The 22,388-nt window shown below is 61.6% G+C and carries 20 protein-coding genes, 1 tRNA gene and 1 other RNA gene; 4 read left to right on the top strand and 18 right to left on the bottom strand.

Features of this window, described 5'->3' with window-relative positions; genetic code table 11:
* The first annotated feature begins 109 nt into the window (after positions 1–109).
* On the top strand, positions 110–1,489 hold the full coding sequence (locus BDB13_RS14095) for a DEAD/DEAH box helicase (protein ID WP_094272190.1): 1,380 nt from the start codon (positions 110–112) through the stop codon (positions 1,487–1,489).
* 16 nt (positions 1,490–1,505) lie between these two features.
* Here BDB13_RS14095 and bluB read toward each other — a convergent pair whose 3' ends face one another.
* The 3 genes from bluB to BDB13_RS14080 are packed head-to-tail and all read right to left on the bottom strand — an operon-like array spanning position 1,506 to position 3,799.
* Positions 1,506–2,135 (bottom strand): 5,6-dimethylbenzimidazole synthase, encoded by a 630-nt coding sequence (gene bluB / locus BDB13_RS14090; RefSeq protein WP_094272189.1) that lies wholly within the window; start codon positions 2,133–2,135, stop codon positions 1,506–1,508.
* Complete coding sequence (locus tag BDB13_RS14085) at positions 2,132–3,163, bottom strand: CobW family GTP-binding protein (protein ID WP_094272188.1); 1,032 nt, start codon at positions 3,161–3,163, stop codon at positions 2,132–2,134. The genes bluB and BDB13_RS14085 overlap by 4 nt, the downstream gene beginning before the upstream one ends.
* A gap of 33 nt (positions 3,164–3,196) precedes the next feature.
* A complete protein-coding gene (locus BDB13_RS14080; protein WP_094272187.1) occupies positions 3,197–3,799 on the bottom strand; it encodes a lipocalin family protein in 603 nt (200 codons plus the stop codon).
* A gap of 192 nt (positions 3,800–3,991) precedes the next feature.
* Here BDB13_RS14080 and BDB13_RS14075 point away from each other — a divergent pair, with 192 nt between their 5' ends.
* On the top strand, positions 3,992–6,550 hold the full coding sequence (locus BDB13_RS14075; RefSeq protein ID WP_094272186.1) for an alpha/beta fold hydrolase: 2,559 nt from the start codon (positions 3,992–3,994) through the stop codon (positions 6,548–6,550).
* A 117-nt stretch (positions 6,551–6,667) separates the two neighbouring features.
* Here BDB13_RS14075 and BDB13_RS14070 read toward each other — a convergent pair.
* The 13 genes from BDB13_RS14070 to BDB13_RS14010 form a co-directional block, all read right to left on the bottom strand.
* A tRNA-Ala gene (locus tag BDB13_RS14070) sits at positions 6,668–6,740 on the bottom strand.
* 135 nt (positions 6,741–6,875) lie between these two features.
* The gene (locus tag BDB13_RS14065) at positions 6,876–7,613 is read right to left on the bottom strand and encodes a DsbA family protein (protein ID WP_094272185.1); all 738 of its coding nucleotides are present in this window, start codon (positions 7,611–7,613) and stop codon (positions 6,876–6,878) included.
* 34 nt (positions 7,614–7,647) lie between these two features.
* On the bottom strand, positions 7,648–8,136 hold the full coding sequence (locus BDB13_RS14060; RefSeq protein ID WP_094272184.1) for a MauE/DoxX family redox-associated membrane protein: 489 nt from the start codon (positions 8,134–8,136) through the stop codon (positions 7,648–7,650).
* Between the two features lie 21 nt (positions 8,137–8,157).
* Positions 8,158–9,369 carry an MFS transporter gene (locus BDB13_RS14055; RefSeq protein ID WP_094272183.1) on the bottom strand — a complete coding sequence of 404 codons (1,212 nt, stop codon included), beginning with the start codon at positions 9,367–9,369 and terminating at the stop codon, positions 8,158–8,160.
* A gap of 13 nt (positions 9,370–9,382) precedes the next feature.
* A complete protein-coding gene (pgm, locus tag BDB13_RS14050; protein ID WP_094272182.1) occupies positions 9,383–11,020 on the bottom strand; it encodes a phosphoglucomutase (alpha-D-glucose-1,6-bisphosphate-dependent) in 1,638 nt (545 codons plus the stop codon).
* A 56-nt stretch (positions 11,021–11,076) separates the two neighbouring features.
* Positions 11,077–11,421, bottom strand: coding sequence for a fluoride efflux transporter CrcB (gene crcB / locus BDB13_RS14045; protein ID WP_094272181.1), 345 nt, complete (start codon positions 11,419–11,421; stop codon positions 11,077–11,079).
* Positions 11,418–11,795 carry a fluoride efflux transporter FluC gene (locus BDB13_RS14040; protein WP_094274910.1) on the bottom strand — a complete coding sequence of 126 codons (378 nt, stop codon included), beginning with the start codon at positions 11,793–11,795 and terminating at the stop codon, positions 11,418–11,420. The genes crcB and BDB13_RS14040 overlap by 4 nt, the downstream gene beginning before the upstream one ends.
* Positions 11,796–11,851: 56 nt before the next feature.
* Positions 11,852–12,631, bottom strand: coding sequence for a DUF1295 domain-containing protein (locus BDB13_RS14035; protein ID WP_094272180.1), 780 nt, complete (start codon positions 12,629–12,631; stop codon positions 11,852–11,854).
* Entirely contained in the window at positions 12,631–13,863 is a 1,233-nt protein-coding gene (locus BDB13_RS14030) for an SAM-dependent methyltransferase (protein WP_094272179.1), read from the bottom strand. Before BDB13_RS14030 ends, BDB13_RS14035 begins: the two co-directional genes overlap by 1 nt.
* Complete coding sequence (locus BDB13_RS14025; RefSeq protein ID WP_094272178.1) at positions 13,860–15,128, bottom strand: SAM-dependent methyltransferase; 1,269 nt, start codon at positions 15,126–15,128, stop codon at positions 13,860–13,862. The genes BDB13_RS14030 and BDB13_RS14025 overlap by 4 nt, the downstream gene beginning before the upstream one ends.
* Positions 15,125–15,829 (bottom strand): DUF1365 domain-containing protein, encoded by a 705-nt coding sequence (locus tag BDB13_RS14020; protein ID WP_441347192.1) that lies wholly within the window; start codon positions 15,827–15,829, stop codon positions 15,125–15,127. The genes BDB13_RS14025 and BDB13_RS14020 overlap by 4 nt, the downstream gene beginning before the upstream one ends.
* Before the next feature lie 29 nt (positions 15,830–15,858).
* Complete coding sequence (locus BDB13_RS14015) at positions 15,859–17,139, bottom strand: NAD(P)/FAD-dependent oxidoreductase (protein ID WP_094272176.1); 1,281 nt, start codon at positions 17,137–17,139, stop codon at positions 15,859–15,861.
* Positions 17,136–17,732, bottom strand: a complete 597-nt coding sequence (locus tag BDB13_RS14010; protein WP_254922817.1) for an alpha/beta hydrolase — start codon at positions 17,730–17,732, stop codon at positions 17,136–17,138. The genes BDB13_RS14015 and BDB13_RS14010 overlap by 4 nt, the downstream gene beginning before the upstream one ends.
* A gap of 198 nt (positions 17,733–17,930) precedes the next feature.
* On the opposite strand from BDB13_RS14010, the gene BDB13_RS14005 reads away from it, so the two are divergent.
* Positions 17,931–19,262: an HNH endonuclease gene (locus BDB13_RS14005; protein ID WP_254922816.1), complete on the top strand. Its 1,332-nt coding sequence runs from the start codon at positions 17,931–17,933 to the stop codon at positions 19,260–19,262.
* A 53-nt stretch (positions 19,263–19,315) separates the two neighbouring features.
* The gene (locus tag BDB13_RS14000) at positions 19,316–20,350 is read left to right on the top strand and encodes an alkaline phosphatase family protein (protein WP_094272174.1); all 1,035 of its coding nucleotides are present in this window, start codon (positions 19,316–19,318) and stop codon (positions 20,348–20,350) included.
* Positions 20,351–20,459: 109 nt separating this feature from the next.
* On the opposite strand, the gene ssrA is transcribed toward BDB13_RS14000, so the two are convergent.
* Positions 20,460–20,830: a transfer-messenger RNA gene (gene ssrA, locus BDB13_RS13995) on the bottom strand.
* A 66-nt stretch (positions 20,831–20,896) separates the two neighbouring features.
* Positions 20,897–22,366: an SDR family oxidoreductase gene (locus tag BDB13_RS13990; RefSeq protein ID WP_094272173.1), complete on the bottom strand. Its 1,470-nt coding sequence runs from the start codon at positions 22,364–22,366 to the stop codon at positions 20,897–20,899.
* Positions 22,367–22,388: the final 22 nt, after the last annotated feature.

Here is a 22,388-nt window from a genome sequence, read left to right as displayed (position 1 = left end):
GAAGCCTGCCGACCGGCAGCGCCGCCACCATTGTGCTTGATTGTCAGACCGGGATATTGCCGTGTCGACATCCGGGCACGCAAAGTGCCCCGAAAGGCTCTGAACACACTTGTCTGACACCTCGACTGCCACCTTCGCTTCCCTCGGTGTACGCGCACCCTTGGTCAAGGCCCTCGAAGACGGCGGAATCACCTCCCCCTTCCCGATCCAGATCGACACCCTCCCCGACACCCTGTCGGGACGCGACGTCCTGGGCCGCGGAAAGACCGGCAGCGGTAAGACGCTTGCCTTCTCCATCCCCATGGTCTCGCGCCTCGCCGGCGACCTCGCCGGTGGCAAGCGTCGCCCGGGTCGCCCGCTCGGACTGATCCTCGCGCCGACCCGCGAGCTCGCAACCCAGATCACCGCAGCCCTCGAGCCGCTGGCCTCCGCGTACGACCTGCGCGTCACCACCATCTTCGGTGGCGTCTCGCAGCACCGTCAGGTCCAGGCACTCAAGGCCGGCGTCGACATCGTCGTCGCCTGCCCCGGGCGCCTCGAAGACCTCATGAAGCAGAAGTTCGTCAGCCTCGACGCCATCGAGATCACCGTCCTCGACGAGGCCGATCACATGGCCGACCTCGGCTTCCTGCCCGTCGTCACCCGCATCTTGTCCGCCACCCCGGCCAACGGTCAGCGCCTGCTGTTCTCCGCCACCCTGGACAACGGCGTCGACAAGCTCGTCAAGCGTTTCCTCAAGAACGAGGTCATGCACTCCGTCGACGAGGCCAACTCCCCCGTCGCCGCAATGACGCACCACATTTTCGACGTCGACGGCGTCGAAGCCAAGAAGGCTCTCGTCGAGAAGCTCGCTTCCGGCACCGGCCGACGCATCCTCTTCATGCGCACCAAGCACCAGGCTCGCAAGCTGGCTCGCCAGCTCACCGAATCGGGTATCCCGTCCGTCGACCTGCACGGCAACCTGTCGCAGGCTGCTCGTGACCGCAACCTCGCTGCGTTCTCCGCCGGCGAAGCCCGCGTCCTCGTCGCCACCGACGTTGCCGCTCGCGGCGTTCACGTCGATGACGTCCAGCTGGTTGTCCACGTCGATCCCCCGGCCGAGCACAAGGCATACCTGCACCGCAGTGGCCGTACCGCTCGCGCCGGCAGTGCCGGTGACGTTGTCACCGTCGTCCTGCCGGAGCAGCGCAAGGATCTCGCGATCCTCATGCGCAAGGCCTCCATCAAGGTGACCTCGATTCGTTCGACGGCCAACTCCGAGCACGTCATCGCGCTTGTCGGCGACATCGCCCCGCACGTCACCCCGGCCCCCAAGGCGCCGGTTCAGCCGCAGGGCCCCGGCCGCGGAGCGCGCCCGGCACGCTCCGGACAGGCTCGTTCCGGACAGGGCGGACAGGCACGTTCCGGACAGGGCGGACAGTCGCGTGGTGCCCGCACCGGCGGCGCAGGCCGTCCCCGCACCGGTGGCGCACGGCCCGCAGCGCGCTAAACGCCCGCCTTACAACTCAATACGTTTCGAAATGGACAGCGTCGGCCAATGGCCGGCGCTGTTTCCATCCGAAACGTTCGAGGTCCGGAACCTGTTGGAACTCGGTCACTTTCCCGATACACAGCCAAGCGATCGGCCTCACCGGCGCGGGAATGTTCATCAGTTCGGTGAGATAGGCCTCGTCGTAGAACGACACCCACCCGATCCCGATGTCCTCGGCGACCGCCGCCAGCCACAGGTTCTGAATCGCGAGTACCGCGGAAAACAGTCCCGTGTCGTCGACGGTATGACGACCGAGGATATTGGGGCCGCCCCGCGACGGGTCGTAGGTGACCACGATCCCGGTGCCGCTTTCCGTGATCCCCTCGATCTTGATGGGATCGAATGTTTCGCGCCGGTCCTCGGGCAAAGACTTCGCGAAATTCACCCGCGCATCCGCCACATGGGCAGCGAATGTCTCGAGCGTTTCGGGCTTGCGGACGACGACAAAATCCCAGGGTTGCGTGTTCCCGACGCTCGGTGCCCGGTGAGCCGCGTCGAGGATGCGCATCAAGACGTCGTCCGGAATTACCTCGCCTGAGAACTCTGCGCGCACATCACGTCGGCGCCGGATCGCTTCGTATACAGATACAGCTGATTCACTCACGCTCCGACGGTATAGCGATGTAATCCCAACATGGCGTCCGGGTGGGGTTCGACGCCGACGCCTCGAACACACTCGCGTAGGGCCTCGTCTACGGCCGCACTGTCCATACCGGTGCCGATCACAACCAACTGCGTTGTTCGGGGTTCACCGGCCTTCCAGCGCAGCGGCGTGATCCGCACATGATCCCCCACCGTCTGAACCTCGAATTTGCCTGTGTACCCAGGAATCTCGAAGTTCAGGTATCCCTTGATGCGGTAGACACCTGCCGGTTGATTCTCGAGAAACCGGGTGACCGCCTTGGCGTCGAGCGGTGCGGCGGAAACAAAATCGACTGCCTCGTATCGTGTATGCACGTGATCGTGCCCGCAGGAGTCGTGATCCTCCCGCATCAACTCCTCGAGGCTGAGTTGCTCACCCGGACGCGGAGCAGACGGTGCGCCGGCGTCGAACAACAGTCCGGGATCGATCCTCGACTGCGTCGCCTCCGCGATAGGCGCTCTCGGGTTAAGACCACGAATCACCGCGGTGAACTCCGTGCGATCCTCGTCGCCGATGCAGTCGATCTTGTTGACGACCAACAAATCCGCCAGGGCGACGTGCTGATCCAGTTCCGGATGGTCGCGGCGCGTCGAGCGGAAATTTGCCCCGTCGACAACAACCACCAGTCCGCCGTAGGCAACACGAGGATTCTCACTGCCGAGTACCAGTCGAATCATGTTGCGCGGCTCGGCAAGTCCGCTGGCTTCGATGACGATGACATCGATCTCGGACTGGCGGTGCGCCAACTTGTCGAGCATCTCGTCCATATCGGAGACGTCGACGGCGCAGCACATGCACCCGTTGCTGAGGGAGACCATCGAGTCGACCTGACCGGCAACCATCATCGAATCGATGTTGACTGCCCCGAAATCGTTGACGATCACACCGATGCGGACGCCGTTGTTGTTGCGGAGCAGGTGATTGAGCAGTGTCGTCTTGCCCGAGCCCAGAAATCCGGCGACCACGATCACGGGAATCTGTTTCTTCACGAGGCCACTCTATCGGGAGCAGAGTGGGCCAACCTATTGGACACAGAGCGGTCGAATATCCTTCATCCCCTCCGTAGTCGGCGACGTCAGGATGGTGCAGGCGTTGTATCCGTGAGTCTCGGCCACTCGGCGGATCTCATTCCATCGTGCAGCATCGACGACCGGTGACCGTGAAAGCACGAAACCCGAAAGTCGAAGCGGATCGCCCACGAGTGCCCAGGAATAGTCGTCGGCTATGTAGGTGACGATGTAATTGGGTGGCCCGTCCAGACCGTCTTGTGTGGGAACGCTCGGAAAGCTCACATGCAACTGGGCATTCGTTACCAAATCGATAACTCGAGCATTACCGGCGATGCCGCTCTGCTGCCCGGCCCACGTTGTACATGTGTTCCGAACGCTCACATTCGACGCATCAAGCACCTCGTATCGAGCCTGCGTATCTTTTGCGCACATCAGGTTGAACGGCTGCGGCACAGCAGCCAATTGGTACCAATCGCCCACGTAACGCTCCACGTCCAGCGATTGCACCGGTTGTAGCGGCTCCCAGATCGGCACCGCCCGCGCCGTACCGGGCAGCAGCGCCAGAGACGCACACGCTCCGAACAGCATGATTACACTTCGCCCCGACAGTTTCATGTCCCACTCCTGTTCACCACACAGCTCTGGCCGAGCACTGCTCCAGCTCGACTTCCTACAGGGCATTCGGAGCGGACTACCGCACGGATGGGCCGGTATGGAAAACTACTTTTGGTTTGTTATAGACCTTTGTAGCAAACCTTCTGTAGTATTTGCTCTACGGTAACTGATAGCTGGAACGGAGCTTCAGACATGAACGTTGTCGATTTGGGACTCGAGCGTACGAGATACGCCGTCATCGACGAGACCATCGAATCCCGGTGGCGCCGTGTCACCTCGATGCAGCACGACACCGTAGCCATAGTCACCCCACGCGATCAGATTACCTTCGCCGATCTCGAAGTGCGCGCCGACGCAATCGCCCGTGAACTCGACATTCGAGGCCCACACGGAAGCTGCCCCGTCGCAGTAGACCTCGAGCCCACCGCCCAGGCCGTCGTCTACCTACTCGCAACCCTGATCTCCGGCCGACCGTTGGTCATGATCGATCCGCAACTACCCGACGCCCGACGCGAACACATTCTCGCCACCTCGGGAGCCGTCGCCCTGCACACCGTTCTCGAGGAAGCTGCAGCCACCGAATTCCGGTTCGGCAATGCACTCGAGCCCCTCAGTTCCGATCCGGCGATGATCGCGTTCACCTCCGGTACCAGCGGCGCTCCCAAAGGTGTCGTGCTCAGCCACTCGATGTGTCTCAACAAGGCCGACGAACTCGCCGCTGCAATTGATCTGCGTCCGGACGATCACATCGGAAACCTCCTGCCTGTCAGCTTCGGCGCCGGCATCACCGCTCTCATCATGGGACTGATGAACGGCGTCACCGTGTACTGCTGGGACCCGCGGGTCGACGGCACATCCAACCTGGACCACTGGCTCCGCAGGAACGCAATCACCACAGCCCACTGCGCGCCCTCCTTCCTGCGTGCCTGGACCGCCGCCGAACCCACTGATCGGCGCGATAGTTCCGATAACGCTCTGCGCGTCGTCGTCACGTACGGCGAGGCCGCGCACGGCCGTGACTACCAACAACACCGCGATCACGGATTCTCGGGTGTCACCTACGTCAACTGGATGGCCACCACCGAGACCGGCGTGGTCGCGTACAACGCTTTTCCTCCGGGTTCGGCATTCCCGTCGGGCATCGTCCCGGCCGGTCGTGCTCGCGACGGGAAAGACGTCCAGATCGTCGACCTCGATGGCAACCCACTCCCCGACGGCGAGGTCGGCGAAATCCACATCATCTCCAGCGACTTGGCCGACGGCTACCACGGCGATCCTGAGCGGACATCGCAACGCTTCACCGCCCTCGCTGACGGTGTCAGCCGCTACCGGACGGGCGACCGTGGATGCATCGATACCCAGGGGGAACTACAACTCAGGGGCCGTCTCGACGACGCTGTGAAGATCCGCGGGTATCTCGTCGAACCCACCGAAGTCGACGCCTCACTCCGCGCGATCTCCGGCGTCGTGGACGTTGCCGTCATTGTGCAAACCGAGAACGACGACCCGGTTCTGTGCGCCTACGTCGTCAGCAATCCGAATCGAATTACCTTGTCCCCCGCCGAAGTTCGACGTGAACTTTCCCAACGGCTGCCGGGCTGGATGGTGCCCCGCCACATCATCATGCTGACTTCTATCCCTCGCACCGAACGCGGAAAGATCGACCGCGCCGCACTTCCCGCGCCGGCACCCGTCACCACCACGACGGCCGGACCGACGCTGGAAACCATCACCGAATTTCGCATTGCCATCATCTGGTCCAAGATCATCGGCCTCGAAAGCTTGGACCGCGACGACGATTTCTTCGCGCTCGGCGGCGATTCACTGGCTGCCGCCGAGATGCTGACTGCCGTTCGGGCAGCGGTCCTGGTCACCGTCACCGGAGCCCAATTTGCCACGGCCACAACCATTCGAGAACTGGCTGCGCTCGTCGACGCCATGCTCTGCAACAGGAAACGTGACGAAGGTCGGGCTTCCGACTTGGTTCCTCTCACCACCGAAGGTTCGCGAACCCCGCTCTTCCTGATCACCGGTGCCGGAGCGCCGGCACTGAGCTTCCTCGCAATGACGCAGGCAATGTCCGGAAACCGACCGGTGTACGCCCTGCAAGCGCATGGAATGGAATCGCGCGGCCTCCCCGATCGAACTATCTCGAAGATGGCTGATCGGTATATCCGTGAGATCAGGAAGGTCCAGCAGCACGGACCCTATGTCCTCGGCGGCTACTCGCACGGCGGTTTCGTTGCCCTGGAAATCGCCAGTCGCCTCCACGACGAAGGCGAGACCGTCGAGCACGTTGTCATTCTGGACACCCACCTGCGCGAGAACATGATTGCGCCGAACCCTGACGCTGTGCGCGAAGAAGAAGGCCCCGAGACAACGAGCCCCGAACCCGTTCTCAATGCGCGAGCACGCACGTCGCGGAAATCAGTCCTGGGAATTTGGTTCCGATACCAGTTTGCCGGAGTCATGCAGTTCGACACCTCGATGCAGTGGTACCTCTTCTATCACCGCGGACTCGCCTCGCTTCGAAACTACGTCCCGTGCCCGTACCGCGGTGCGGTAACCGTCATCCGCGGTGAGGACAACCGTCAGAGCGCCGCTGACTGGTCGGCTGTCGCCACAGGCCGTGTCACCTTCGAAGACATCCTCGGATCCCATGAGGACATCCTGCGGGCCCCGTACGCAGTTGCTGCCGGCGAGGCCGTCGAGCGCGCCCTGGCGTCACAGACCGCGGGAATCCGCACATAATCCTCCCGCAGCAGGCGTGTCCCCCTTAACCGCCTGCTGCGGCGAGTACTACCAAGCTCGAGACACAAAAAAGCTCCTCACTCGCGAAGGTTCGCAAGTGAGGAGCTTTTTCTCGGGTGGAGCTAAGGGGACTCGAACCCCTGACCCCCACACTGCCAGTGTGGTGCGCTACCAGCTGCGCCATAGCCCCGTATTCAGTTGATCTTGCAGGCGACTGTTCTGCTTTCCGCTTGCTCGAAGAAAGTTACACCACTTGCGCGTCGGGCTACAAATCGGCTGGTCAGAAGGGTGCGGCCGCTCTCACTTCAGAGCGGCCGCAATCGCCTCAGGAAGTGAACTGCGAGACCCAGTCGCTGTTCTTGGTGCTGACGATCTTGCCGTCCGCAACCACCGTCGGGGTGCCAGTGCTGCCGGCCGCCGAGAGCGCTTCACTGGCTGCAGCTGCGTTGGCCGCAGCGGCCTCTACGTTCACTCCCGAGGAGATGCAGGTGGCTGCGGCCGGAGACGCACCGTTCTCGGTGGCGAGGCTCGCCAGTTCGTCGTTGCTGTGATCACTCTTTCCGCTCTCGGCCGGCTGGTTGTCCGGCGAAAACAGTGCCGTGTGCAAGCGTGAGTACGCGATGGCGTTGCCGTCCTGCGCGACGCACATCAACGCAGCGCCGGCGCGGGTGGAGTAGTCGCCGCTACTCGATGCCTTGTTGAGGAAGTTGAGCATGTGATAGCGAACGGCGATGTCACCGTTGTCGATTGCCTGCGCGACTGCCTGTCCGCTCAGGTGCTCGAGTGCCGCGCACGCTGGGCACAGCGGATCCTCGAAGATGTCGAGAGTGGTACGCGCATCAGGCTTTCCGAGCAGTACGACGCCGTTGTCCTGGACTGTGACCACAACCTCGGAGTTCTGCACCGAGCCGTAGCCCTCGTTCTGCACTTTGTTCTTGCTGCTCTGCCACCAGATGCCGCCGAACACCAAGGCTGCGATGACTACGATCGCCAACCCGCCGATGATGTAGGTAGAACGACTCGATACCGGTTCCGGGGTGTACTTCTTGTTCTGGGCGCTCACGCTGATGCAGTCCTTCGTGCGTCGGTAGTTTTGTCTACCTTGCCACTGAAGACTGAGCTTCAACTGAGAAACCCACACGTGATCCCTGTCCCAATGCCAACGGTGAGCGCGGGAAGACACACAACCACACTGCCAGCGCCAAGAAACCGATGTCCCGCAAGATCTCGCTGAGGTAATCCCACGCGCCCACGTCGGCCGCTCCACCACCGCCGAAACAACCACAGTCGATGGACAATCCACGGGCCCACACCGAAATGATCACGCCGATCAACACGACGAGTACCAGCACGGAGACAACGGCCGATGCCCGGACGGCAAGACCGACGAGCAGAAGCAATCCGAGGATGATCTCGATCAACGGCAATGCCATCGCAACGGGTCCGACGAGGCTCTCGGGCAGAAGTTGGTACGCCCGGACAGCGATCTTCGTCTGCACGGGATCGAGGAACTTCAGCCCACCCGAAATCAACCAGACAGCCGCCAAGCCCAACCGGGCCACAAGACTCACGATGCGAATCGCCACGAGCCGAGCCTACAGAGCGACCTAGTGAGCAGGCTCAGAGCTGACTGCCTTGGCAGTCACTGACTTCCCCGGCACCAGAAGCCAGCCCACCGTAGCGAGGACAACCACGGATCCCATCGCGGCGAACGCCACGGAGTACGAGAAATTCTGAGCCAGCAGGCCCGCACAGATCGGAGCAACAACCCCGCCGACGTCGGACATCATCTGGAACACCGCCAGAACCGGGCCTCCGCGAGCCTTCGAACCGACAACGTCGGCAACCGCAGCCTGCTGCGACGGACTCATCAAACCCGAACCTGCGCCGGTAATCGCGGCGATCACGAAGAACGCAACCAAGTTTTCGGTGAATCCGATCGCGATGGTGCCGAACCCGCACACAAGCAAGCCCGCGATGACAAACGGCTTGCGCCCGTACTTATCGGATAGTCGACCGGAGAACGTCAAGACCAACGCATTTCCGACGGCGAAGACCGCCAACGCGTAGGCCGCGACCGAATCCTCGCGCTCCAGTGCCTCCACCACGAAGAGCGGAACCATGGCGACGCGGACGCCGAAGATGACACCACCGAAGGCCAGGTTCGAGCCCAGCGCCGCCCGATACACCGGCGAACGCAAACCCTCGGCCAACGTCATCGGTGTGACGACCTCGCCCTTCTCCGGCGACGCCAGATGCGAGCCGCGCAAGCTGACAAACACCACCGCAGCGGCGACGACAAGCGTGACCGCGTAGATGATGAACGGCATCCGCAGACCGAACTGCAGGAGCGCACCACCGAAGATCGGACCCGTGATCGAGCCCATCAGGAAACTCGTCGCGTACAGGCCGGAGACCCTGCCCCGGCTGTCCGGCGGTGAGATCCGGATGAGCAACCCCAGCGCGGAGACCGTGAACATGGTCGAACCGATGCCGCCGGCCGAACGGAACAGCAGCAGTTGCCAGTAATCCTGCGCAAACGCACACGCACCGGTGGACAACGCAACGATCAGAAGTCCGGTGATGTAGACGGGCCGCTCACCGAGCTTTTGCACCAAGGTGCCGCTCATCGGCGCAAACACCAAACGCATGAATGCAAACGACGAGATGACGACGGTGGCGGCGGTCACCGATACGTCGAAGCTGCGGGCGAACTGCGGTAGCGCCGGGGCAACTACACCGAACCCGAGGGCAATGACGAAGCTGGCGGAAACCAGTACCCAGATTTCCTGTGGCAGTCTGGCTGCGCGAGTTTTCATGTCGCCCAGGATTTTAGCCGGGTTTCAGAACGCTCGACACCAGGTCCTTGGCCGCCGCCTGCACCTGTGCGAGATGCTCGGCGCCCTTCATCGACTCGGCGTAGATCTTGTAGACGTCCTCGGTGCCCGACGGTCTCGCGGCAAACCACGCATTCTCGGTGGTGACTTTCAAACCGCCGATCGCGGCGCCGTTTCCGTGAGCTGCCGTGAGCGCCGCAGTAATCGGCTCACCCGCCAATTCGGTGGCAGTGACCTGATCCGGCGACAGCTTTGCCAGCACCGCCTTCTGCTCGCGGGTCGCCGGAGCATCGATGCGCGCATAGGCGGGAGTGCCGAACTTCTCGGTCAGCGCCGTGTAATGCTGCGACGGCGTCTTACCCGTTACCGCTGTGATCTCCGACGCCAGCAGCGCAAGGATGATCCCGTCCTTGTCCGTCGTCCACACCGAACCGTCGTGGCGCAGGAACGACGCCCCCGCGCTCTCTTCGCCGCCAAATCCCACAGAACCGTCGAGCAGACCCGGCACGAACCACTTGAAGCCGACCGGAACTTCGAGGAGTTGACGCCCCAACCCGTCGACAACCCGGTCGATCATCGACGAACTCACCAGAGTCTTGCCGACCTTGGTATCGGCGCCCCAATTCGGTCGATGAGCGAACAGGTACTCGATGGCGACAGCCAGATAGTGATTGGGATTCATCAATCCACCATCGGGTGTGACGATGCCGTGGCGATCGGAATCGGCGTCGTTGCCGGTGGCGATGTCGTACCGATCGCGGATCCCGATCAACGACGCCATGGCGTCCGGAGAGGAACAATCCATGCGGATCTTTCCGTCCGTGTCGAGCGTCATGAATCGCCACGTGGGATCGACCAACGGATTCACCACTTCGAGATCGAGGCGATGTGTTTCTGCGATTGCGCCCCAGTAGTCGACGCTCGCTCCGCCCAACGGGTCTGCGCCGATCCGGATACCGGCGTCGCGGATCGCTGCCAGATCGAGCACCGACGGGAGGTCGTCGACGTAGTGACGCAGAAAATCGTATCGCTCGACGCGGGCGTGTGCCTGCTTCGCAGTGACGCGTCGTACGCCCGAAAGTCCGTTTCTGATCAGTTCATTGGCGCGTGCAGCGATCACGGATGTGGCATCGGTATCGGCCGGGCCGCCGTGCGGAGGGTTGTATTTGAATCCGCCGTCACGCGGCGGATTGTGCGAAGGCGTGACGACGATTCCGTCGGCTCGGGCTTCGGGACGAGTGGAGTTGTAACGCAGGATCGCATGGCTGACAGCGGGCGTGGGCGTGTATCCGTCACGCGAATCAACAAGCACCACTACGTCATTGGCAACCAGAACTTCCAACGCGGATGTCCAAGCCGGCAAGGAAAGTGCATGGGTGTCGCGTCCGATGAACAACGGCCCGTCGATGCCCTGCGACGCTCGATACTCGACGATCGCCTGCGTCGTGGCAAGAATGTGGGCTTCGTTGAATGCGTTGTCGAGACTGGAACCTCGGTGGCCCGACGTCCCGAATACCACCTGCTGCAGAGGATTCTCGGGGTCCGGCGTGCGGACGTAATAGGCAGTGACCAGATGCGGTACATCCACCAAATCCTGTGGCAGTGCCACCTGTCCTGCTCGTTCGTGCGCCACGACTCCCCCTAAGCACGGTGGTCGGCCACGAAGCCGACACGACTGAAGCCCATTCTCTACTCTGTGATCTGAATTCCCAACCAGGCAGCGCTGAGACCGACGACAAGACTGACGATGATGTACACCAACGAGAGGGCCGTCTGACGCTTCTCGAGCATGCCGACATTTTCGTTCGAAAAGGTCGAGTACGTGGACAAACCGCCACAAAAGCCCGTCGCGAGCAAGGCAGCCAACGGGGTGGAGAGCGTTGCGCCGGTGAACAATCCGAGCAGGAAGCAACCCAGGACGTTAGCCGCGAATGTTGCGGCCGGAAATCCCTTGTAGGCAGGGACGTATTTCGCAAGGAGGTATCGGCCGGTGGCACCGGCACCTCCGCCGAGAGCTACGAGGACAACGGTCATGCCACTGCCCCTTCACGATTACGTATCCACCGCTCACCGAGTTCCTTGCCCAACGCCGCAGCAAGAATGGCCGGAATCAACGTGCCGAGCACGTACAGGATCGATCGAATCGGGCTTTCGGTCACCGCATGAACCGCGAACGACGAGAACGTAGTGAAGCCGCCACAAAATCCTGTACCGAGGAAGACGTACCACCCCTTGTTGTGAACCAACAGTGCGGCAAGGATTCCGAGGATCAACGAGCCGACCACATTGATGACGAGCGTCGTCCAGATGTGCGGGAACAGCTCACCGAGGCCATATCGTGTCAGCGCCCCGAGCGCGCCGCCGGCGGCCACCGCACCGATGGCCGCCGGTAGTTTCAATTCACTCACGCTCACACGACTACCTTTGCACTGTTCGACCGATTCGGCGAGAGCTAGGCCGAGAGTCAAGCCCCGGGTGCGGATCGTGGGCGTCGCGGAACGAAGTAGCTTGTGCGCTCCTGATACTCCCGATACCCGGGACGCTGAGCCATATGCCTTTCGAGGAGTCGCGCTCCGGTGGCGAACACCAGAAAATACGTCATTGCGACGGGCGAGAGAATTGTCAGCACTCCCGGCCAGGCGGATGCAGCGACGAGGAAGATCCCCCACCACACGCACGCGTCACCGAAATAGTTCGGATGACGCGTCCAGGCCCACAGTCCCTGATCCATGATGTGCCCGCGACTACCGGGATCGGATTTGAAGGCCGCCATCTGCCGGTCACCCACCGCCTCGAATGTCACTCCCAGCAGCCACAACAGCACGCCGAGCACAACAATGACGTTGAACCCGCCACTCGACTGTGCCGACACCTGCACCGGAAGCGAGACAAACCATAAGGAAATACCTTGTGTCACATAGATTTTCCGAATCGCATGGAGAGTGCGATTGCCACTCGCTTTGCCCAGCAGTTCCTCGTAGCGCGGGTCTTCACCCTTTCCTCGGGAACGCACAGCCATGTGCGACGCCAATCGCAATCCCCACATCCCCACCAGCGCAAGCATCAAGAGTCGACGCCACAGATCGCCCGTACCCACCGCCGCGGACACAGCAGCGATCACCACAAAGCCAACACCCCAGGACACGTCGACGACGTTGTGGCGGCCGATCCGCACACCGATCACCGCCGTCACCGCCATAGTGACAACAATCGCCAGCAGACTCGCGAGCGCAACCGTACCCATTACGGTCGCACCGAAAGAATCTGGTGAACGCCCATACGGCCGTCCCGGAAAGCCATACCGCCGCCCACAAGATAGAGGCGCCAGACGCGAGCAACCTCGAGTCCGACCAGTTCGACAACCCGCTCGAAGTTGGATTCGAAGGTGTCGATCCATGCGTCCACAGTCCGCACATAGTGCTCACGGAGGCCCTGGACGTCACGCACCTCGAGGCCACCCTCCTCGATCATCGCGACCGTGCGCCCCAGCGGGCGCATGAACATATCGGGCGCGATGAATGATTCGATGAAAGGCCCGCCGCCGGGATACGCGCCCGTACGGGACATTTGCTGAATCAGCACTCGACCACCCTCGATTACGTTGTCATGCAGCGCTTTCACGTAAGTCGGATAGTTGTCTTCACCGACATGCTCACCCATCTCGATCGAAGCAACAGCGTCAAACGGACCGTCGGGAATTTCGCGGTAGTCCTGCAAACGGATCTCCACCCAATCCTCGAGTCCGAGCATCCGGACCTTCGCGTCTATGAAAGCCTTCTGCTCCGCCGAAATCGTTACTCCGACAACATGTGCACCGTATTCACGGGCAGCTTGCAAGCTCAGGGAACCCCAACCGCAGCCAACGTCAAGCAGACGACGTCCTCGGGACTGATCGAGGCCGATCTTGCGACACACCAGGTCCAGTTTGTCGCGCTGAGAATCCTCGAGCGTGTAATCGGGATCCTCCGACGTCCAGTACCCGGAGGAGTAGGCCATGTTCTCGTCGAGAATTAGCTGGTAGAAGTCATTGGAGAGGTCGTAATGGTGCCCGATCGCAGCCCGATCCCTTGCGAGACTGTGCAGACGCCCCCTGACCTGAGCCTGCGAATTCGGCGGCGGTAGCGGCCGTCCGAATGCCCCCAGCGAACGCGCAGCCTTGACTGCCGCGAGTACAACGGCCGGAGTCGTTGTCACCGAACCCAACCCGCGCTCGGCCGAGACTTTCCACACGTGGGTAAGCGCGTCGCCGAGATCACCTTCGACGTCCAACTCTCCCAGAACATACGCCTGCGCGGCGCCCAACTCGCCAGGATTCCACAGGAGCCGACGCAACACATTCGCGTTGCGCAGAGTCACTTTCGGCGCGTTTGACGGCCCTGCAGAGCTACCGTCCCAGGCGGTGAGACGAACCGGAAGCTCACCCCCGACAAGCGGCTCTATCAATTCGGCCAATCGAGCAGCAACAGTGGCAGTCATTGCGGGTTCCTCCGATCGAGAATCACTTGCTGGACGTCGAGATACCCGGACCGGAATCCGGCTTCGGAGTAGCAGAGATAGAAGTGCCACATCCGGGCGAACACCGCATCAAATCCGAGTTCTTCGACTTCTTCGGTTCTGGCAGTGAACTTCTCATCCCACAGACGCAAGGTTTGTGCATAGTGATCACCCATGGACATTCGCTCACGCACCCGCAGCGTGGTCAGCCGTTCGGTCACATCCTCGATCGCGCGTACCGAAGGCAGGAATCCGCCGGGGAAAATGTACTTGTGTACCCACGTATAGGTGTTGCGGGTAGCCAACATTCGATCATGCGGCATGGTGATGGCCTGAATCGCGGCCCGTCCGCCGGGAGCCAACAGAGAATCGATTTTCTGGAAGTAGCTCCCCCAATACTGGTGGCCGACGGCCTCGATCATCTCGACCGACACCACCGCGTCGTACTCACCCTCCACCAGCCGGTAATCCAGGAGGTCCACCTGCACGCGATCGGCAAGGCCAACAGCACTGATCCGCTTGGATGCCAACTCCTGTTGCTCCACCGACAAGGTCACCGATCGCACCGTCGCACCACGTTGCGCCGCGCGAAGCGCCAGTTCACCCCAGCCCGTTCCGATCTCGAGAACCCGTGAGCCTGGCCCCACGCCGGCGCCGTCGAGGAGTCGATCTATCTTGCGGTGCTGCGCGGCGGCAAACACGTTCCACGACGGCAACGCTCCCGTCGCGAGGTTCTCGAACAACGCACTCGAGTAAGTCATCGTGTCGTCGAGGAAAAGTTCGAACAACTCGTTGGACAGGTCGTAGTGCCGGGATATGTTCGAGCGTGTGTTCTGCGTCGAATTACGTTCATTACGAGGCTGTTTCGGAATGTACAATCCACGCAGACGCTGCAAGAACCCGGGAATCAATGTCGCGACGCGAGATGCAAACACTTCGAGGACTGCAGTGAGATCCGACGCCTCCCAGTCCCCGGCCATATACGATTCGCCGAAACCGATCAGGCCACTGTCACCGACCCTCGCTGCAAAATCCTCAGGTCGATGAATGATCATCAACGGAGCGCCGACGCCCCCACCGCCGGAGACGTCACCGTTCGGCATCTGGACCCGCAAGGGCAAGCGCGCCACAGCTTTATGGAACAGCGATCGTGCAACTGGTGCCGCGATACGCACCTTCAGACCGCCCGGAACTGTAGCAACGCCGGGCCATCGATCAACCTCAGCGGCCAGAGTGGTTGTGGTCATTGCACTGCCTCCTGTGGTTGGTGTCGAGGTCTGGGAACTATCGGTAAGCGTTTGGCCCACAATCGGATTCCCTGGTATCGGATCTGCGCGGATGCCAGAAGTGGTGCGAGTGGGATAGCCAACGCACTGCGCAGAATTTCGCTCGTGGTTGCCGGCGAACACCGACCGGACACCGTTGCCACGAACGGTGCCTGCCCGTCGCGAGCGAGCACGATCGACAGATTCAAAGACTCCTCCGGCAGAGGCAAGTGCATTCGATACTCGCCCGAGACGTCGTTGAACGGCGAGACGTAGAAAGCCTTAGCCGTTCGGGCCGAACCCCGGTCGTCGGGATTGAGCAGGTAACAATGCCGTTCCCCGTAGGTGTTGTGAACTTCTGCCACCACAGCAACCACACTGCCGACGTCGTCCAAGCACCAGAAAACACTCAACGGGTTGAACACATAACCGAACACCCGCGCATTCGCTAGCATCACGATGCGCCCACCGGAAAAATCTGTGTTGTTGGCGGCGAGGAACGCTTCAACATTTCCTCGAAGGGTCTTCATCGGATCACCCAAGTGATCTCCGGTATCGAATCCGGCCAACGGCCGCAGAGGTTTCGGGAGTACCGGGAGCTGGTCGACATCGACAAGCCAACTGTAGCTCCGGTATTCGAACTCGTTGCGCAGCGGTTCGGATCGCACGTGCCGAATGCTCATGTGAATGATGGCAGGTAGACAAGGCATGCTCATGACCATCGCCCGCCCACTCGTTCAGCAGCACGCAATCCGGACAACGCACCGTCCTCGTGAAACCCCCAACCGTGATAGGCGCCCGCAAAGGCGAGTACATTCGTGTCGAGTTCGGGAAGGCGCCCCTGCGCCGCAACAGAAGCCGGCGTGTACTGCGGGTGCTCATACATCATCTTGTCGATCACGGAATCCGCAGCCACCATGTCATCCCCACCCAAGGTCACCATGTACCGACGACCCGTGTCGGGGAGACGCTGCAGGCGAGTCATGTCGTAACTCACCAGAACATGATCGGACGGCGCGCCACAATCCGGAAGATAGTAGTTCCACGACGCCCGAGCATTCCAATTCTGCGGCAGTACAGTCTCATCCGTGTGCAACTGCGTGTGATTGATTGTGTACGGCATAGCACCGAGCACCTCGTGTTCCGTCGCCGTCGGATCCGCCAGAATCTTCAACGCCTGCTGGGGATGCGTTGCGACAACCACGGCGGCGTAGCTCTCCAGCCGATCGTCTCCCCCACGAATTTCAACGGAATCGTTGTGCCGGTATATCGCCCGCGCGGGAGTGCTGAGCCGAACATCACCGATGCCCCGGGCCACAGCGTTCACGTACTCGACCGAGCCGCCCGTGACCGTTCTCCAGCTCGGCGAGCCGGCAATGCTGAGCATCCCGTGATGGTCGAGGAAGGAAAACAAGTATCGCGCCGGATACTCGAGCGCCGATGACGGATTGCACGACCACACCGCTGACACCAACGGTGTCATGAAATGCGCCGTGAAGTATTCGGAGAATCGACCCTTCTGCAAGAAGGCACCCAGCGTCTGATCCGGCATCGATGCATCTGTCGAATCCAGCACAGCACGCGCTCGCCGATGAAACCGCTTGACCTCCATCAGCATCGAGAGGAAGCTGCCGTTGACCAACAACCCGGGCGTGGGGAGCACTCCGCGCAAACCCTGCCCACCGGAGTATTCGAGACCACAACCTCCACAACGCACCGACATACTCATGTCCGACTCCTGCGTTACGACACCGAGTTCGGAGAAGAGTCGCAGCAACGTCGGATAGGTACGGTCGTTGTGGACGATGAACCCGGTGTCGATTGCAAGATACCGACCCTCAGGGTCCGTCACCGAGTGGGTGTCCGCATGCCCGCCCAAGCGCGAGTCCACCTCGTACAAAGTCACATCCGAGTCTTTGCTCAGCACCCACGCTGCAGTCAGCCCGGCGACTCCGCTGCCCACAACGGCAACCTTGCGCTTTTCCGAACTCATCGTCGTTCTCCTTGCTTCAATTCGGTTACTCCCCGCGCCATGCCCGAAACAGCGATGATGGCCAATCGGTGCCAGCAACGGGGTCGACTCAACATGAAGTGCCCCGCACCTTCGACGCCGATCCACTCGGCGTCGGCACCGGACCGCTGCGCCATCTCGACCGTCGATTGTGAAGCGGCCGGATCGGTCCAGCGATCCGCAGTGCCGTGGATGACCAGCAGTCGAGTGCCTTGATCAAGTTCCAGTGACGTCCCGGCGGGCCACCACGGCGCAAGTGCGACGACGCCGGCAATTGCCGCGTCACCCGACAACCCGTCACTCAGCAAAGCGGCAGCCACCCGCCCACCCATCGAATGACCGAGCAAAACCACTGTGGCGCCAGGGTCGCTCGCTGTGATCCGATTGAGCGCCTGCCGAGCATCTGCCACTGGACTTTGCTCGGCCCCGTTCCACCCACGTGTGCGATATCGGACCTGAACTGCCTCGAACCCCTGCCGCCGAAGTGCGGCAGTGAACGGAAGCATCCGCAGGTTCGACAGGTGCCACAATCTCGACCGTCGGCGACTCAAAACCTTGCCACCAGGCAGAACCATCACCACCACCCTGGGTCTTTTGCCAGGCGTCGTCGAATGTTGAGGCGTCATAGGCAGTATTCGGAGCCGCAAGCCACTTGGATGGGGACTGCAATGATTTTTTGTCCACGTCCCCGCGGGGACGCTTTTCAGTGTCTGTCGAAGTTTGTCGGTACCCCGGTTTACTGTCGAACGAATATTCGAGCCAGGGGGTTGGCGATGAACACGATGGAATTGGACAGAGCAGCAGACGGAGTCACGGAGAGGGGTGCTGACAAGGAATCCGAGAGGGCGGCTGTCGACAATATCGGTGTGGAAATCTGTGCACTCGCCGGCCAAATTGCGGCGGCTACCGCCCGATTCCTCGCACTCCTCGGCGACTTCGACGAACAGCGCGGATGGACCGGCCCCGGCCTTCACTCCTGCGCCCACTGGCTGTCCTGGAAATGCGGACTAAGTCTGCATACCGGTCGCGAATACGTGCGCGTGGCCAAAGCGCTCCGCCCTCTACCGAAGATGCAACAGGCATTCGAGCAAGGTCGATTGTCGTATTCCAAGGTTCGTGCCCTCACCCGCGTCGCCACGCCGGCCAACGAGGCGCAAATGGTCCGTATGGGCCGCGAAGCGCCCGCCGCCCAGATCGACCGCCTTGTCGCCGGCCTCCATACCGCCTCCGATAAGGAAATCGCACGCCGGAAATCACCCGATCGCTTCCAGATCCGCTGGCATTGGGATCCGGACACCGGAGATTTTGTCCTCAAAGGCCGACTCCCGGCGCAAGACGGAGCCCGACTCATGGCAGCAATCACCGCATCCGAGCGTGAGCGCACCCGCACATCGCCGGAACAAGCCGGGCCAGAACAAGCCGCGCCGGAAGAACCTGTTACACACGCGAATGCAGCCAAGAAACCGCCGGGCGATATCGGGCCCGCACTCCTCACGATGGCTGACCTCTCCGCGGCAGCCGTCGCAAACCCTGCAACGGGAGCCAGTAGCGCCGCCGAAGTGGTGTTTTTCCATGAACACGACACCGTCCGGATACCCGGCGGACCAGCATTGCCCGAAAACGACACGGAGGAAGTACTCTGCAACGCCCGCCTCCGACTGGCGAAAACCAAAAAGGGCTGCGTCCTGAGCCTGGGCCGACGGACCCGTGTCACCAGCGCCAAACAGATGCTGGCTCTCACCTACCGCGACGGCTACTGCCGCACACCAGGTTGCGGGCGCACCAGATTTCTACACGCTCACCACGTCCAATTCTGGGGGCGCGGCGGAAAGACCGATCTCGACAATCTGATTCTGCTGTGCGGCACGTGCCATCGGGCTTTGCACCGCGACCAATTCACGATCACTGCACACGGCGATCAACAATTCGAGTTTCACACCCCGGACGGAGATGTTTTGGCGCCCTCCCCGCCAATCAGCGGCCTGGCAGATCAACTCTTGCGCGACGGTATCCCCGACAACGCGATCATTCCGAACTGGGGAGGCGAACCCCTGCACCTGGACCATGCAGTCAGTGTCATTCTCGACGGTTGGGCCCCAAAATAGACAATCGGATCATCCTCACATTCCGGTAGTGCAACGGGCTTAGGATCCGTCGCGTGACCCAGAAAATCGCACGTACCTCAGCCGCTCTCACATTCCTCTTTGCCGGCGCGGTAGTCGCCGGAACTATGACTGCTGCAGCCAGTCCCGGCTCATCCGCGCTCACTCCGGCTGCCACCCAGAAGACGGTAGTCATCGGACTCGACGGCACAATGCTCAGCCACGTCAAGACCGCTGATGCACCCAACCTGCACAAGCTGATCGCCGAAGGCACCAGCGGAGAATCGTCCATCCTCGGCCACACCACCATCTCCGGGCCGTCGTGGTCCACGATCCTCACCGGTGTCTGGGACACCAAGCACCGCGTGATGGACAACACGTTTGCCGGTGCTCGCTACGATCTCTACCCCACTGTCTTCACCCGGATCGAAGCAGCCAACCCCGCTCTGGTGACCGAGTCGATCTCCACCTGGGGCGGCATCAGCAACATCGCATCCAGCGGCACGCCGAAGGCCGACGTCGTCATCACCACACCCGACGCCGGATCGATTGCTGCCACGGACATTGCGACGGCAAACGCAGTCGTTGCTGCCATCACAGACAGAGGCCCAGACCTCATCTTCACCCAACTGGATCAGGTCGACGGTGCGGGGCACGCTGCCGGCACCAACGGACCTGGATACAAAAAGGGCATCGAGACTGTCGACGTAGAGGTCGGAAAAATCGTCGCCGCTGTCGATGCCCGGGCCGCGACGACCGGCGAGCAGTGGACGGTCCTCGTCACCGCCGATCACGGTCACAAGCCGTGGGGCGGCCACGGCGGACAATCCGCAGCAGAGGCAACCTCATTTGTGATCGCACGCGGCGCCGGATACATGCCAGGCAAGGCCACGGGCGACTACACGATCGCGGACATTACCCCGACCATTCTGCGGAGCCTCGATATATCAGTACCCGGAAACCTCGACACTACCCCGACCGTTCTGCGGAGCCCCGGCATGGCATTGCCCGCAACGCTCGACGGAAAGCCGCTGGCGAAGGAAGCTCCCGGCTTCTTCGGTTCCATCGACCTTGGATTCTTCGGTTCCTGATCGACACCGCTCACCGCACAGAGCCACTGACAACGCCACTGACAACGCAAGCGCCGCTGACAACACAAAAAGGTCGGGCCGGAGAGTGTGAACTCTCCGACCCGACCTGTTGTGGAGCTGCCGGGAATTGAACCCGGGTCCTACGTTGAATCGCTAGGGCTTCTCCGTGTGCAGTCTGCTAAGTCTCTACTTGGATCTCCCAGTCTCGCAGACAAGCCAGGATGACGATCCCAGTCACTGTTTGATGTCCCATTCGACTCCGTGACCGAGCCGAACAGTAAAGCCCTCTAGCTGATGCCAGGAACCGGGTCGAGGGCAACCCCGGGCTGACAGACACGCTTCGCTACTTAGGCAGCGAGAGCGTAGTCGCGCTGATTGGAATCGGCGCTTATAGGTTTGCAGCGACGCTTACGGTGGTCTCTTGCCTGCACCGACACGCTTCCCCTAACTCAACACACGCAGTCGAAACCGTTCAGCCCCGTGTGTGCCCCGCGTCTTTCGTGGGGCCACCTACTATAACGCGCCGACGTTCGGAAGTCATACCAATTAATTGGCACGTTCTGCTGCGCCGGTGATGTTGGTGATCATGCCCTGGAAAACGACACCGTGGAAGGGCAGGATCGCGTACCAATACATCCGTCCGGCTAGACCGCGGGGGAAGAAAACAGCCCGTTGATCGAGGTGAGAACCACCATCCGTCCCCTCGGATACGCGCAGCTCCAGCCACGCTCCCCCGGGCACTTTCATCTCCGCTCGAAGTCGTAGCAATCTTCCGCGATCGATTTCTTCGACCCGCCAGAAGTCCAAGGCCTCACCGGTATTGAGCCGGCGCCGATCGCGCCGACCACGCCGGAGACCGACACCACCGACCGCGCGATCCATCCACCCTCGAATGGCCCACGCCAAAGGGAATGAGTACCAACCGTTCTCACCGCCGATGGATTCGACGACCGACCACAAGGTTTGTGGATCTGCAGCGCAGTCGCGTTCCCGATGGTCGACGTACACAGTCTCACCCGCCCAATCCGGATCCGACGGAAGGGGATCCGACGGCGCGCCCTCGATCGAGGCTCCCGACCAGGCCGTCTCGACCTCACCGTTCTCGATCTTGCGCAGAGCCAACCGCACGGCCTCCCGGTAGGGAGTCAGCCCACCCTTCGGCGGTGGGATGAAGCTGTCGATATCGTGGTTAGCCATCACCGCGTCGTTCTGCAGTGACTCGATGAGCGGCATCGCGAGCCGTCGCGGAATCGGCGTGACCAGCCCCACCCAGTGGCCGGCAAGTCTCGGTGTCAGCACCGGAAGAACCACAATGCGCCGACGCACCAACCCCGCGACGTCGGCGTACGTGTTCATCATTTCGCCGTACTGCATAACGTCCGGCCCTCCGATATCGAAGGCGCGATTGATAACGGGCTCCACCGCCGCTGCCGCTACGAGGTAGTGAAGAACGTCCCGCACCGCGATCGGCTGAATATTGTTGTGCACCCACTTCGGAGTGGTCATCACAGGAAGTCGATTAGTCAGGTGACGCACCATTTCGAAGGATGCGGATCCCGACCCGATCACGACCCCCGCTTGGAAGACGATCGTCGGCACTTCGGAGCCGAGCAGGATTTGGCCGACTTCGAGTCGCGACTTCAAATGCGTCGACAACTCTCGGTCCGACGGATGCAGACCGCCGAGATAGACAATCCGTCGCACGCCTGCGGCAGCTGCGTCCGTAGCCACATTCTCCGCACTGCGTTTGTCGACGTCGGAAAACGAGCCACCACCACCCATCGCGTGCACGAGGTAGTAGACAACGTCGATACCCTCGAAAGCAGCTGCGAGGGAAGACTTGTCAGTCAAATCTCCACGGACGATCTCAACGCCATCACGCCACGGAACGTCGCGCAACTTCTCGGGACTGCGCACCAGAACCCGGACCTGGTACCCCTCCTCCAGGAGGCGGGGTACCAGTCGTCCGCCGATGTAGCCGGTCGCGCCTGTGATCAACACTCTCACTGCGTCCATCACCCCACCGTACGCAGCAGCA

This window comes from Rhodococcus sp. OK302, assembly GCF_002245895.1.
Classification (GTDB): domain Bacteria; phylum Actinomycetota; class Actinomycetes; order Mycobacteriales; family Mycobacteriaceae; genus Rhodococcus_F.
Note: the sequence above shows the minus strand (reverse complement) of the source record. Positions and strands in the feature narration are given on the sequence as shown.